This window comes from Massilia sp. NBRC 108631, from assembly GCF_059704565.1.
Genome location: NZ_BAAKJE010000066.1, coordinates 78,685 through 92,154 on the forward strand (window position 1 = coordinate 78,685; position 13,470 = coordinate 92,154).

Below are 13,470 nucleotides of genomic sequence, written 5' to 3' on the forward strand. Positions count from 1 at the left end.
TGAGTATGATTCCGGCCTGGTCACCACAGGAATCACGCTCATGCTGCCTACCATCGAACAACGCCTTGCCATCGAACTGGCCGCCAAACCGGCCCAGGTGGCCGCCGCCGTCGCCCTGCTGGACGAGGGCGCCACTGTGCCATTCATCGCGCGCTACCGCAAGGAAGCGACCGGCGGCCTGGACGACATCCAGCTGCGCCTGCTGGAGGAGCGCCTGCGTTACCTGCGCGAACTGGAAGACCGCCGCGCCGCCATCGTGGCCTCGATCACCGAACAGAACAAGATGACGCCGGAACTGCTGGAGGCCGTGCTGCACGCCGAGGACAAGACCCGGCTGGAAGACTTGTATCTTCCATACAAGCAAAAGCGCCGCACCAAGGCCCAGATCGCCATCGAGGCGGGCCTGATGCCGCTGGCCGACGCCCTGCTGGCGAACCCGGAACTGACTCCCGAAACGGAAGCCACGGCCTATCTGCGCGAGGCGTTCACCACGCCGGACGGCAACAATCCGGGCGTGGCCGACAGCAAGGCCGCGCTGGACGGCGCACGCCAGATCCTGATGGAGCGCTTCGCCGAGGACGCCACCCTGCTGCAGTCGCTGCGCGAATACGTGACCGATCACGGTATAGTTGAGTCCAAAGTGGTGGAAGGCAAGCAGGAAGAAGGCGAAAAATTCGCCGATTATTTCGATTACTCGGAAACCATCGCCACCGTGCCCTCGCACCGCGCGCTGGCGCTGCTGCGCGGGCGCCGCGAAGGCATCCTGGACGTGACCCTGCGGCTGGATACCGAAGCCGAAAAACCGAAGTGGGACGCGCCGCACAATCCGTGCGAAAGCCGCATCGCCGCCCGCTTCGGGATCAAGAGCGCCGGCCGCCCGGCCGACAAATGGCTGGCCGACACGGCGCGCTGGACCTGGCGCGTGAAAAGTTTCATGCACCTGGAAAGCGAACTGATGGGCGCGCTGCGCGAACGCGCCGAAACGGACGCCATCAATGTGTTCGCCACCAATCTGAAAGCGCTGCTGCTGGCGGCCCCGGCCGGCCAGCGCGCCACCATGGGCCTGGATCCCGGCCTGCGCACCGGCGTGAAAGTGGCGGTGGTCGATCCGACCGGTAAAGTGGTCGAACATGCCACCATCTACCCGCATCAGCCCCGCAACGACTGGGACGGCGCGCTGCACACGCTGGCCAGGCTGGCCGCCAGGCACCATGTGTCGCTGATTTCCATCGGCAACGGCACCGCCTCGCGCGAAACCGACAAGCTGGCGCAGGACCTGATCAAGATGCTGCCGGAACAGAAGCTGACCAAGATCGTCGTTTCCGAAGCGGGCGCCTCGGTGTATTCGGCGTCCGAATTCGCCTCGCGCGAACTGCCCGACCTGGACGTGTCGATCCGCGGCGCCGTGTCGATCGCGCGCCGCCTGCAGGACCCGCTGGCCGAACTGGTCAAGATCGACCCGAAATCGATCGGCGTGGGCCAATACCAGCACGACGTGAGCCAGTCGCAACTGGCGCGCACGCTGGACGCGGTGGTCGAGGATTGCGTCAACGCGGTCGGCGTGGACGTCAATACCGCCTCGGCGCCGCTGCTGGCGCGCGTGTCCGGGCTGTCGGCCAGCGTGGCGCAAAGCATCGTCACCTACCGCGACAGCAAGGGCGCGTTCACGTCGCGCGCCGGCCTGAAAGCCGTGCCGCGCCTGGGCGACAAGACGTTCGAGCAGGCGGCCGGCTTCCTGCGCGTGATGGGCGGCGACAACCCGCTGGACGCCTCGGCGGTGCACCCGGAATCGTATCCGCTGGTGGAGAAAATCCTGGCCGACATCAAGAAGGACATCAAGGGCGTGATCGGTGAAAGCGGCCTGATCAAGACCCTGAATCCGGCCAGGTACGCCGACGACAAGTTCGGCGTGCCGACCGTGACCGACATCCTGAAGGAACTGGAAAAGCCGGGCCGCGATCCGCGTCCCGAGTTCACCACCGCCACCTTCAAGGACGGCGTGGAGGAAATTTCGGACCTGCGTCCGGACATGATCCTGGAAGGCGTGGTGACCAACGTGGCCGCTTTCGGCGCCTTCGTCGACATCGGCGTGCACCAGGACGGCCTGGTGCACATCTCGGCGCTGTCGAATACCTTCGTGAAAGACCCGCACACGGTGGTCAAGGCCGGCCAGGTGGTGAAGGTGAAGGTGCTGGAAGTCGATCCCAAGCGCAAGCGCATCGCGCTGACCATGCGCCTCTCCGACAGCGCGCCGGCCGCCGGCAACAAGCCCGAGCAGCGCGCCGACCGTAACGACCGCCGCGCCATGGGATCACAGCAAAAATCGCAGACCCGCGAACCGGCCATGGGCGGCTCCATGGCGGCCGCCTTCGCCAAGCTGCGCGGCTAAGCCGGCAAGGCCCGCAGTACCCCCGCCGGCGTTTTCTTATAAAATGTCGGCATCTTTCCCTTTTTCCCCCGAGGCAGCAAATGAGCGACGTACAAACCTGGATCAAAGAAACCGTGACCAACACCCCAGTGGTCCTGTTCATGAAGGGCACCGCCCAGTTCCCGCAGTGCGGCTTTTCCGGCCGCGCCATCCAGATCCTGAAGGCGTGCGGCGTGGAAAACATCGCCACCGTAAACGTGCTGGACGATCCTGAAGTCCGCCAGGGCATCAAGGAATACTCGAACTGGCCGACCATCCCCCAGCTCTACATCAAGGGCGAATTCATCGGCGGTTCGGACATCATGAACGAGATGTTTGAGTCGGGCGAGCTGAAGGCCCTGCTGGATGCCTGATCGCCCGCAGCGGATCGTCATTGCCATCACCGGCGCCACCGGCGCCGTGTATGGGGTGCGTCTGCTGCAGGTGCTGAAAGAGACGCCGGACGTCGAGACCCACCTGGTGGTCTCGGACGCGGCCGTGCTGACCCTGCACCAGGAAACCGGCCTGCAGCGCAAGGAAGTGGAAGCGCTGGCCGACGTGGTGCACCGGCAGCACAATATCGGCGCGTCCATCGCCAGCGGTTCGTTCCAGTCGGACGGGATGGTGATTGCGCCGTGCTCGATGAAGACGCTGGCGTCCGTGGCGCACGGCCTGTCGGACAACCTGATCGCGCGCGCAGCCGACGTGGTGCTCAAGGAGCGCCGCCGCCTGGTGCTGATGGTGCGCGAAACGCCGTTCAACCTGGCGCACCTGCGCAATATGACCGCCGTCACTGAAATGGGCGGCATCATCTTCCCGCCCCTGCCCAGCTTCTACCACCAGCCCCAAAGCATCGCCGAGATGGTGGACCACACGGTGGCCCGCGTGATCGACCTGTTCGGCCTGGAACACCAGCTGGCGCCGCGCTGGCACGGGCTGAGCCCGACCTGAAACCCGCTATGCGCTAGGTTTTCTCGAAGCTGCTGCTGGCACGCTTCAATTCCCTCGCTTCTTCCAGCATGCGGCGCTGCGCGATGCGCTTGCGCATCAATTCAGCGTGGCGGGCTGCCGTCATCGGCGGGGCGGTCATCAGGTCTTTCAGCTGCGCTACATTGCTGTAGTTGTTTCTCATCAAGCGGCTCAATCCGGACTCCTGAAATAGCGCGTGCATTGCGCAACCCTATTGTGCACCAAATCCGTTTCGGAACTATGACAATTTGCTATTGGAGCCGAACATTCGGCGGAAAAGCGCGCTGCGGCGCAATCGTGGCACGCCCGTTCTTATATTTGGCAATGTATCAAGAACGGACGTGCTGTTTTGTTACTTTTGGTAGTTCACCCGCACCAGCATGCGGATAAATTCGCGCGCGATCTGGCGGTGATGTTCGTCCAGGCGCTGCAAATCGGCGATCAGCTTGACGTCGGCCGACTCGAAACGGGACAGGCCATTGCTGCTTTCGCCGGCCGGCGCTGCCGCTTCCGGACCGCCGAAACGGAGCCAGTCGGCGGGCACACCCAGCCATTGGGCTATCATGCGCAGCTTTTCCTGGGTGGGAATGGCTTCGCCGACCAGCCATTTGCGCGCTGCGTGCACCGTTATGGGGCGTCCGTCGAAACGAATGTTAAATTCGCGTGCCAGTCGGGTCGGGCTATCGGGGGAGTAGTGGGCGTTTTTCAGAGCCTGCTGCAAGCGCTGGCTAAAGCTTTCGCGTTCGTTAGAAGAATTCATAGTTGCACTATTTCATGTCATGCAATGAAAGTCAGTCTCTCGCAGTGTCAGACAAACTGTGACAATCAAGAATGGAAGATTTAACATTTTTCCCTCATTGCTGCGTGCTTTCGCTCGCATAACGTCCAAATTTTATTTCTGATATGACATGATACGGCAAATTGAATTTAGAGGGCAATTTTTTAGACTGAACGTTCGTTCAGGACAGACGCGAGCGCATGCACGGTGATGGTGCTGCCTTTATGCCAATACATATGATGCCGCCCGCAGCGCAAGGCCGTCGCACGATACGCCATTCGTGGTCATCAATTGCCACCAACTGTCCGTCCTGTCATGGGCTACAATGTCTTTAACGTTACGTAAACGGAAGCCTAAAGCCACCGCTGCTGCCTATTTTATCAATATGCCAACCTATACCATCACCGAACTGGCCCGTGAATTCGACATCACGGCGCGCGCGATCCGCTTCTACGAAGACCAGGGCCTGCTGAGCCCGTCGCGCGAAGGCGCCGGCGGCCGCAACCGCGTGTATACGCCGCGCGACCGCACCCGCCTGAAGCTGACCCTGCGCGGCAAGCGCCTGGGCCTGTCGCTGTCCGAAATCAAGGGCCTGGTGGACATGTACGAGTCGCCCAAGGACACCAGCGCGCAGATGCACCGCTTCCTGGGCGTCCTGCAGCAGCACCGCGACATGCTGGAACAGCAGCGCGAAGACATCGACATGACGCTGGCCGAAATCACCGCCCACGAGGAAGATTGCAGGCGCATGCTGGCGGCGATCGCGGAGCCGCAGACCAGCGCTACTTGACGTTTACGTTAACGTCACATCGCGGTATGATGAGGGCTTCAACACCCCCAACCAGAAGAATGAGGACGACATGCTCCATCTCCCAGGCCTGACCTTTGACCACGGCGAAGACATCGCCGCCCTCCGTTCCGCCGTGCAGGAATTCGCCGCCGCCGAAATCGCGCCGCGCGCCGCCGAGATCGACCGCAGCGACCAGTTCCCGATGGACCTGTGGCGCAAGATGGGCGACCTGGGCCTGCTGGGCATCACCGTCAGCGAGCAGTACGGCGGCGCCAATATGGGCTACCTGGCCCACATCGTGGCGATGGAAGAAATCTCGCGCGCCTCGGCCTCGGTGGGCCTGTCCTACGGCGCCCACTCCAACCTGTGCGTGAACCAGATCAAGCGCAACGGCACCGAAGAGCAAAAACAAAAATACCTGCCCAAGCTGATCTCGGGCGAACACGTGGGCGCGCTGGCCATGTCCGAGCCGAACGCCGGTTCCGACGTGGTGAGCATGAAGCTGCGCGCCGACTGGAAGGGCGACCGCTGGGTGCTCAACGGCACCAAGATGTGGATCACCAACGGCCCCGACGCGGACGTGCTGGTGGTGTATGCCAAGAACGACCTGGAAGCCGGCCCGCGCGGCATGACCGCCTTCCTGATCGAGAAGAATTTCAAGGGCTTCTCGGTGGCACAGAAACTGGACAAGCTGGGCATGCGCGGTTCGCACACCGGCGAACTGGTGTTCCAGGACTGCGAAGTGCCGGCCGAGAACGTGCTGGGCGGCCTGGGCAAGGGCGTCAACGTGCTGATGTCCGGCCTGGACTTCGAGCGCACCGTGCTGTCCGGCGGCCCGCTGGGCATCATGCAGGCCTGCATGGACGCGGTGGTGCCCTACATCCACGACCGCAGGCAGTTCGGCCAGCCGATCGGCGAGTTCCAGCTGATGCAGGGCAAGCTGGCCGATATGTACTCGACCATGATGGCCTGCAAGGCCTATGTCTACGCCGTCGGCCAGGCCTGCGACCGCGCCACCACGCCGGAAGCGGTGCGCCAGCTGCGCAAGGACGCCGCCGGCGCCATCCTGTACAGCGCGGAGAAAGCCACGTGGATGGCCGGCGAGGCGATCCAGACCCTGGGCGGCAACGGCTACATCAACGAGTATCCGGTGGGCCGCTTGTGGCGCGACGCCAAGCTGTATGAAATCGGCGCCGGCACCAGCGAGATCCGCCGCATGCTGATCGGCCGCGAGCTGTTCGCGGAAACCAAGTAAGGCGCCAGAGCGCGATGATGCCGGCCCGTCCATGATGAACCAGGCTGCATTCCCCAAACTGCTGTCTTCCCAGATAGCGTTCGACATCGCGCTCACCATCCGCGACGGCTTCGACAAGCATTACCGCCTGTTCCGCCAGTCCAGCCAGCAAGCCCGCGAGTATTTCGAGCGCGGCGACTGGAAGGTGGCGCAGCAGGCCGCGCGCGAGCGCATCGGCTTCTACGACAAGCGGGTGCAGGAATGCGTGCACCTGCTGGAGGACGAGTACGCGCCGGAGGACCTGAGCGACGAGGTGTGGCGCGAATGCAAGCTGCACTTCATCGGCCTGCTGTCCGGCCACAAGCAGCCGGAGCTGGCCGAGACCTTCTTCAACTCGGTGTGCTGCAACATCCTGCACCGCAGCTATTTCCACAACGAGTTCATCTTCGTGCGGCCGGTGGTGTCCACCGAGTACATCGAAACGGAAGAGCCGGCGCCCACCTACCGCATGTACTACCCGGGCACGGACGGCCTGCGCTTCACGCTCAGGCGCATCGTCACCAATTTCCAGCTCAACGCCCGGTTCGCCAACCTGGACCGCGACGTGGAGCAGGTGGAGTCGCGCCTGCGCCAGCTGTTCGGCGGCGAAACGCTGGAGCCCAACCACCAGATCCAGGTGCTGTCCAGCCTGTTCTTCCGCAACAAGGGCGCCTACATCGTGGGCAAGGGCATCAACGGCGCGCGCGAGTATCCCTTCGTGGTGCCGATCCTGCACAACCGCCACGGCCAGCTGGTGCTGGACACGGTGCTGTTCGAGCAGGAACAGATCATCATCCTGTTCTCGTTTACGCGCGCCTACTTCCAGGTGGACATGGAAGTGCCCTCGGCCTACGTGCAATTCCTGCGCACGCTGCTGCCGCGCAAGCCGCGCAGCGAGATCTACACCATCCTCGGCCTGCAGAAGCAGGGCAAGACGCTGTTCTACCGCGACTACCTGCAGCACCTGAAGCATTCGTCCGACCAGTTCGACGTGGCGCCCGGCATCCGCGGCCTGGTGATGCTGGTGTTCGCGCTGCCGTCCTTCCCCTATGTGTTCAAGGTGATCAAGGATTTCTTCCCGCCGCCCAAGGAGACCACGCGCGCGCTGGTGAAGGAAAAATACCTGCTGGTCAAGCACCACGACCGCGTGGGCCGCATGGCCGACACGCTGGAGTATTCCAACGTGGCCTTCCCGCGCGCGCGCATGAAGGAAGAGCTGCTCGACGAGATCCGCAAGTACGCGCCGTCGCTGCTGGAAGAGGATGGCGACAAGATCGTCATCAAGCACCTGTACATCGAACGCCGCATGGTGCCGCTGAATATCTGGCTCACCAACGCCGAGCAGCAGGGCGACGATGCCCGCCTCGAGCACGGCGTGCTGGAATACGGCAACGCCATCAAGGAACTGGTGGCGGCCAACATCTTCCCCGGCGACATGCTGTACAAGAATTTCGGTGTCACCCGCCACAAACGCGTGGTGTTCTACGACTACGACGAAATCGAGTACATCACCGACTGCGTGTTCCGCGACATCCCCGAGGCGCGCACCGAGGAGGAAGAGATGTCGGCCGAGCCGTGGTACCACGTCGGCAAGCACGACGTATTCCCCGAACAGTTCGGCCGTTTCCTGCTGGGCAACGCGAAGATCCGCAAGTATTTCATGCAGCACCACGCCGACCTGCTGACGCGCGAATTCTGGCAGCGGCGCAAGGAGCGCATCGAAGCCGGCATCGTGGAGGACGTCTTCCCGTATCCGCAGCACATCCGTTTTTCGTATCAGGGCACACCTGCCATCACCCCGGCGGCGCACGTGGCGCCGACTCTTTTGGAGACCAGTGAAAATGAATGATCCTATCGTTATCGTGGGCGCAGCCCGCACCCCCATGGGCGCCTTCCAGGGCGACTTCTCGGCCAAGAGCGCGCACGACCTGGGCGCCGTGGCGATCCAGGCCGCCGTCGAGCGTTCCGGCGTGGCGCCGGCCGCCGTCGAACACGTCTACTTCGGCAACTGCCTGATGGCGGGGCAGGGCCAGGCGCCGGCGCGCCAGGCGCTGCTGAAAGCCGGCCTGCCGACCTCCACCGGCGCGGTGACGCTGTCGAAAATGTGCGGCTCGGCCATGCAGGCCGCGATCTACGCCTACGACGCGCTGGCGGCTGGCAGCGCCGACGTGATCGTGGCCGGCGGCATGGAATCGATGACCAACGCGCCCTACATCATTCCCAAGGCGCGCGGCGGCTACCGCATCGGCCACGGCATGATGTTCGACCACATGATGTACGACGGCCTGGAAGACGCTTACTCGCGCAACGAGAAGACCGGCGAAGGCCGTTCCATGGGCACCTTCGCCGAAGAGTGCTCGGCCAAGTACCAGTTCACCCGTGAAGACCAGGACGCGTTCGCGATCGAATCCGTCAAGCGCGCGCAGGCCGCCACCAGCGAAGGCTGGTTCAAGTGGGAAGTGGCGCCCGTGACGGTGACCAGCCGCGCCGGCGACACCGTGGTTGAAAAAGACGAAGGCCCGCTGAAGGCCAAGATCGACAAGATCCCGACCCTGCGCACCGCCTTCAAGAAGGACGGCACCATCACCGCCGCCTCGTCCTCGTCCATCAACGACGGCGCCGCCGCGCTGGTGATGATGCGCGAATCGACCGCCAAGGCGCAGGGCCTGACGCCGATCGCCAGGGTGCTGGGCCACGCCACCAACGCGCTGGCGCCGGACCAGTTCACGGTGGCGCCGATCGGCGCCATCGAGAAGCTGTTCAAGAAAACCGGCTGGGCCGCCAAGGACGTGGACCTGTTCGAGATCAACGAGGCGTTCGCCGCCGTGCCGATGGCCGCCATGCGCGACCTGGACATCCCGCACAGCAAAGTGAACGTGCACGGCGGCGCCTGCGCGCTGGGCCACCCGATCGGCGCCTCCGGCGCGCGCATCATCGTCACGCTGATCGGCGCGCTCAAGCGCACCGGCGGCAAGCGCGGCGTGGCGGCGCTGTGCATCGGCGGCGGCGAAGCCACCGCCATGGCCATCGAACTGGTGTAAGCATGCCGGCCGCACTCATCATCGGCGCCTCGCGCGGCATCGGGCACGAACTGGCGCGCCAGTACCTGCACGACGGCTGGCGCGTGATCGCCACCGCGCGCAAGCCGGACGACATCGCCGAGCTGGCCGACATGGGTGCGGAAACGCACACGCTGGATGTGACCGACGTGGAAGCGGTGGCCGGCCTGGGCTGGAAGCTGGACGGCGAACAGCTGGACGTGGCCATCCTGAACGCGGGCGTGTACGGCCCGCGCCACGACGGCTTCCCGCTGCAGACCGACTTCGACCAGGTGATGCACACCAATGTGCTGGCGGCGATGCGGCTGCTGCCCATGCTGGCGCCGCTGGTGGCCGCGCATGGCAAGCGCAGCGGCGGCAAGCTGGCGGTGCTGTCCTCGCGCATGGGTTCGCTCAGCGAGCGCGGCCACGCGGGCGGCTCGCTGTACCGCGCCAGCAAGGCCGCGCTCAACTCGGTGCTGATCGACACCGCGCTCACCTTCGGCGCCAAGGGCGTCACCTGCGTGGCGCTGCACCCGGGCTGGGTGCGCACCGCGATGGGCGGCGGCGGCGCCGACCTGACGGTGGAAGAAAGCGCAGCCGGCATCCGCCACACGCTGGATACCGTACCCGGCTCGACGCAAGCCGTGTTCCGCAACTACGATGGCACCCCCATCGCCTGGTAACCCCGCATTGAAAGCACAGAATGATACTGAGCGAAGAACACCAAATGATACGAGACGCCCTGCGCACCTTTTCGCAGGAGCGCCTGGCGCCCAATGCGGCGCGCTGGGACAAGGAACACCACTTCCCCAAGGAAGAATTGAAGGAGCTGGCGGCACTGGGCGCGTTCGGCGTGGCGGTGCCGGAGGAACTGGGCGGGGCCGGCATGGACTACGTGTCGCTGGCGCTGGTGCTGGAGGAAATCGCGGCCGGCGACGGCGGCACCTCCACCGTCATCTCGGTCAACAACTGCCCGGTGTGCAGCATCGCCATGATGTACGCCAGCGAGCAACAGAAGCGGCAGTGGCTGCGCCCGCTGGCCCAGGGCGAGATGCTGGGCGCGTTCTGCCTGACCGAGCCGCACACCGGCTCGGACGCGGCGGCGCTGCGCACCACCGCCGTGCGCGATGGCGACGAATATGTGATCAACGGCGTCAAGCAGTTCATCACCAGCGGCAAATACGCCGACGTGGCCATTGTCATGGCGGTCACCGACAAGGCGGCCGGCAAGAAGGGCATCAGCGCGTTCTGGGTGCCGACCAATGCGCCGGGCTACATCGTAGCGGGCCTGGAACAGAAGATGGGCCAGCACTCGTCGGACACGGCGCAGATCCTGTTCGAGAATTGCCGCATCCCGGCCGAGAACCTGATCGGTGAAGAGGGCATGGGCTACAAGATCGCGCTGTCCGGCCTGGAGGGCGGCCGCATCGGCATCGCTTCGCAGTCGGTGGGCATGGCGCGCGCGGCCTACGAGGCCGCGCTGAAATACGCGCGCGAGCGCGAGACCTTCGGCAAGGCCATCTTCGAGCACCAGTCGGTGCAGTTCAAGCTGGCCGACATGGCCACGCAGATCGAAGCGGCGCGCCAGCTGATCATGCACGCGGCCGCGCTGAAGGACGCCGGCCAGCCCTGCCTGAAAGAGGCGGCCATGGCCAAGCTGTTCGCCTCCGAGATGGCCGAGCGCGTGTGCTCGGACGCGATCCAGGTGCACGGTGGCTACGGCTATGTGTCCGACTTCCCGGTCGAGCGCATCTACCGCGACGTGCGCGTGTGCCAGATCTACGAGGGCACCAGCGATATCCAGAAGCTGCTGATCGCGCGGGCGCTGTAGGCATGGCGACAAGGCTGATGCTGGTGGAGGATGACGCCAGGCTGTCTTCCCTGATCGCCGAGTACCTGGCCGGCTACGAGTTCGAGGTGGCGGTGGTGGCGCGCGGCGACGAAGCGCCGGCGCGCTTCCAGGCGTTCGCGCCGGACGTGGTGGTGCTGGACCTGATGCTGCCCGGGATGGACGGCGCCGACGTGTGCCGCCAGCTGCGCGCGCTGGCCGGCACGCCCATCCTGGTGCTGACGGCGCGCGAGGACGATTACGACCAGGTGGCGCTGCTAGAGCACGGCGCCGATGATTTCATCAACAAGCCGGTACAGCCGCGCGTGCTGCTGGCGCGCCTGCGCGCGCTGCTGCGGCGCGCGGGACCGGCCGCAGGCCCGGGTTCCGCAGAGGGCGGCGCAGCCAATGCGCCGGCCGCCGCGCCGGGCACGCTGCAATTCGGCGCGCTGTGCATCGCCACCAGCGACCGCCAGGTACGCTGGCGCGGCGCGCCGGTGGTACTCAGCGGCAGCGAATACAAGCTGCTGCTGGTGCTGGCCGAGGCGGCCGGCACCGTGCTGTCGCGCGATGCGCTGCTGAAGAAGCTGCGCGGCCTGGAATTCGACGGCATGGACCGCAGCATCGACAACAGCATCTCCAAGCTGCGCCGCCGCTTCGATGACCACGAGGCGGAAAAAATCAAGACGGTATGGGGCGAGGGCTACCTGTTCTCGCCGTCGGCCTGGCAGTAAGCCGCTTGCCGCGCTACTCGTAGAGCGGCGCGATCGCCAGCGGCGGCGACAGGCTGATGACCTGACCGGCAGCGTGGCCGGCGGCCTGCGCCGGCGGCGCGTCGAAGCGGTAGCTGACGATGCTGAAGTCGGCGCCGGCGCCGTCCGCGAACGCCGGGCCTTCGGCCACCGGCAGCGGCGCGCTGTCCTGCGCGCCGTGCCGCAGCCGCACCTGGGCCTCGCCCCTGCGCGCAAAAGCAAACCGCACACCCACGCAGCGCCCGCCGCGAAACGCCGCGTCCGTGACGCGCTGGTAAGCCTGCGCCTGCTCGCAGGCGGTGCGCAGGTCGGCCGCCTCGTACACGCCGTCGGCGCGCGCCATGATGGACACGCGCGGCCGGTAGGCGTAGCCGGACAGCTTGCGGTTCAGCATCAGCACGGCATTGTCGTCGTAGGCCGCCTTCAGCAGCGGGAACACGGCGCGTCCGGCCGCGTCCAGCGGCAGGTTGAGCTGGCTGCCCCTGGCGTTCAGCGTCAGGCGCAAGCCGTCCAGCGTGGCGCCGTCCCTGGCAATGATCTGGAAGTGGTTTTGCAGGAAATGCTTGGGCTTGCCGTATTTTTCGAACACCACCATGGCGCGGTAGGCGTCGCGATAGCTCAGCCACTCGCCTTCCTGCGCTTGCGCGCCGGCGCCCTGCATAGCCAGCCAGGCCGGCAGCAGCAGCACCGCGAACAGGGAGCGCCTGGCGTTCATGCTCAGAAGCGGTAGGCCAGTGCCGACCACACCGTGACGTTGACGGACCGTTCAACCAGCGGGCTGGCCTTGGCGTCGCCGGCCAGGCGCGCCACATGGGTGCCGCTGGTCAGCATCCAGGACGGCGCCAGGGCCCAGTTCCAGCGCACGCCGGCATGCACGTCCTTGATGCCGCCGCCGGGCGCATAGGCGCGCCGGGTGACGCCCGGCGTCATCATTTCCTGGGCCGGGCTGACGCCGAACATCGCGCGGTTGTAGCGGGCGTCGGCCAGCGCCAGGCCGGCGGTGAAGGACAGCGTGTGGTGCGGCGCCACGTGGGTGGCGATGCGCTGCAGGTCCAGCATCGCGCGCAGGCCGTCATGCTGCTGGCCTGCCCCATACAGCACGTTGTTCGCCAGGCGCCATTCGGGCGTCAGGTACCAGGTCAGGAAAGCGCCCGCCTCCAGCCGGCGCGGCACGTCGGGCATGCCGGTCATGCGGGTGAGGGGGGTGCCGCCGTCCATGCCGATCTGCGGCAGCGCGGTGTTGCTGCCCGTGCCGCTCAGGCCGCCGCCGGTGAGTGCCCGGCCGCGCTCGCTGCGCCCGGGATGCAGCGACAGCAGCGGCCCGTACTCCAGGCCGGCGCGGTCGGACCAGTGCATGCCGGCGGTGGCGCCCGACAGGAATACGCCGTTGCTCCATTCGGCCTGCAGCACCGGCATCAGCATCGCGTGGCGGCTGCGGCCGCCCTCGTAGCGGTTGGCGCTTTGCAGGCCCAGCCCGAGGTACATATCACGGCTGCCGTCCGGCATCGGGTTGACGACCGGCGTCTGCGCGGCCGCCGTGCCGCAGGCGGCCAGCAGCGCTGCAACGGCAAAGCAACGGGCAATGGTGTGGGGCATGCGCATGGATGATGGCTCAGTGGGGGCGATGCCCGC

At 65.6% G+C, this 13,470-nt stretch carries 14 protein-coding genes; 10 read left to right on the plus strand and 4 right to left on the minus strand.

The features are described 5' to 3' along the window. Positions 1 to 40 precede the first annotated feature (40 nt). The 3 genes from AC6H42_RS07530 to AC6H42_RS07540 all read left to right on the plus strand — a co-directional run bounded on the left by AC6H42_RS07530 (position 41) and on the right by AC6H42_RS07540 (position 3,358). The gene (locus AC6H42_RS07530; protein WP_497547753.1) at positions 41 to 2,389 is read left to right on the plus strand and encodes a Tex family protein; all 2,349 of its coding nucleotides are present in this window, start codon (positions 41 to 43) and stop codon (positions 2,387 to 2,389) included. 80 nt (positions 2,390 to 2,469) lie between these two features. Beyond that, the gene (grxD, locus tag AC6H42_RS07535; RefSeq protein ID WP_057154144.1) at positions 2,470 to 2,781 is read left to right on the plus strand and encodes a Grx4 family monothiol glutaredoxin; all 312 of its coding nucleotides are present in this window, start codon (positions 2,470 to 2,472) and stop codon (positions 2,779 to 2,781) included. Then, positions 2,774 to 3,358, plus strand: a complete 585-nt coding sequence (locus AC6H42_RS07540) for a UbiX family flavin prenyltransferase (RefSeq protein ID WP_057154145.1) — start codon at positions 2,774 to 2,776, stop codon at positions 3,356 to 3,358. The genes grxD and AC6H42_RS07540 overlap by 8 nt, the downstream gene beginning before the upstream one ends. 13 nt (positions 3,359 to 3,371) lie before the next feature. Here AC6H42_RS07540 and AC6H42_RS07545 read toward each other — a convergent pair whose 3' ends face one another. Both AC6H42_RS07545 and AC6H42_RS07550 read right to left on the minus strand, forming a co-directional pair. Then, positions 3,372 to 3,539, minus strand: a complete 168-nt coding sequence (locus AC6H42_RS07545) for a hypothetical protein (protein ID WP_165917882.1) — start codon at positions 3,537 to 3,539, stop codon at positions 3,372 to 3,374. Between the two features lie 189 nt (positions 3,540 to 3,728). After that, positions 3,729 to 4,136: a hypothetical protein gene (locus tag AC6H42_RS07550; protein ID WP_056400088.1), complete on the minus strand. Its 408-nt coding sequence runs from the start codon at positions 4,134 to 4,136 to the stop codon at positions 3,729 to 3,731. A gap of 403 nt (positions 4,137 to 4,539) precedes the next feature. On the opposite strand from AC6H42_RS07550, the gene AC6H42_RS07555 reads away from it, so the two are divergent. The 7 genes from AC6H42_RS07555 to AC6H42_RS07585 all read left to right on the plus strand — a co-directional run bounded on the left by AC6H42_RS07555 (position 4,540) and on the right by AC6H42_RS07585 (position 11,820). Further along, positions 4,540 to 4,944, plus strand: a complete 405-nt coding sequence (locus AC6H42_RS07555) for a MerR family transcriptional regulator (protein WP_057154146.1) — start codon at positions 4,540 to 4,542, stop codon at positions 4,942 to 4,944. A gap of 70 nt (positions 4,945 to 5,014) precedes the next feature. Further along, a complete protein-coding gene (locus AC6H42_RS07560; RefSeq protein ID WP_057154147.1) occupies positions 5,015 to 6,199 on the plus strand; it encodes an isovaleryl-CoA dehydrogenase in 1,185 nt (394 codons plus the stop codon). Between the two features lie 34 nt (positions 6,200 to 6,233). Next, the gene (gene aceK / locus AC6H42_RS07565; protein ID WP_057154317.1) at positions 6,234 to 8,066 is read left to right on the plus strand and encodes a bifunctional isocitrate dehydrogenase kinase/phosphatase; all 1,833 of its coding nucleotides are present in this window, start codon (positions 6,234 to 6,236) and stop codon (positions 8,064 to 8,066) included. Further along, a complete protein-coding gene (locus tag AC6H42_RS07570) occupies positions 8,059 to 9,258 on the plus strand; it encodes an acetyl-CoA C-acyltransferase (RefSeq protein WP_497547755.1) in 1,200 nt (399 codons plus the stop codon). The genes aceK and AC6H42_RS07570 overlap by 8 nt, the downstream gene beginning before the upstream one ends. 2 nt (positions 9,259 to 9,260) lie before the next feature. Beyond that, positions 9,261 to 9,941 (plus strand): SDR family oxidoreductase, encoded by a 681-nt coding sequence (locus AC6H42_RS07575; protein WP_497547756.1) that lies wholly within the window; start codon positions 9,261 to 9,263, stop codon positions 9,939 to 9,941. Between the two features lie 20 nt (positions 9,942 to 9,961). After that, entirely contained in the window at positions 9,962 to 11,089 is a 1,128-nt protein-coding gene (locus AC6H42_RS07580; protein WP_057154150.1) for an acyl-CoA dehydrogenase family protein, read from the plus strand. A 2-nt stretch (positions 11,090 to 11,091) separates the two neighbouring features. Then, positions 11,092 to 11,820, plus strand: coding sequence for a response regulator (locus AC6H42_RS07585; protein WP_497547757.1), 729 nt, complete (start codon positions 11,092 to 11,094; stop codon positions 11,818 to 11,820). A gap of 13 nt (positions 11,821 to 11,833) precedes the next feature. Here the strand turns inward: AC6H42_RS07585 and AC6H42_RS07590 are convergent, their stop codons facing one another. Then, positions 11,834 to 12,553: a hypothetical protein gene (locus AC6H42_RS07590; protein WP_497547758.1), complete on the minus strand. Its 720-nt coding sequence runs from the start codon at positions 12,551 to 12,553 to the stop codon at positions 11,834 to 11,836. A 2-nt stretch (positions 12,554 to 12,555) separates the two neighbouring features. After that, the gene (locus AC6H42_RS07595) at positions 12,556 to 13,440 is read right to left on the minus strand and encodes a MipA/OmpV family protein (protein ID WP_229418097.1); all 885 of its coding nucleotides are present in this window, start codon (positions 13,438 to 13,440) and stop codon (positions 12,556 to 12,558) included. Positions 13,441 to 13,470: the final 30 nt, after the last annotated feature.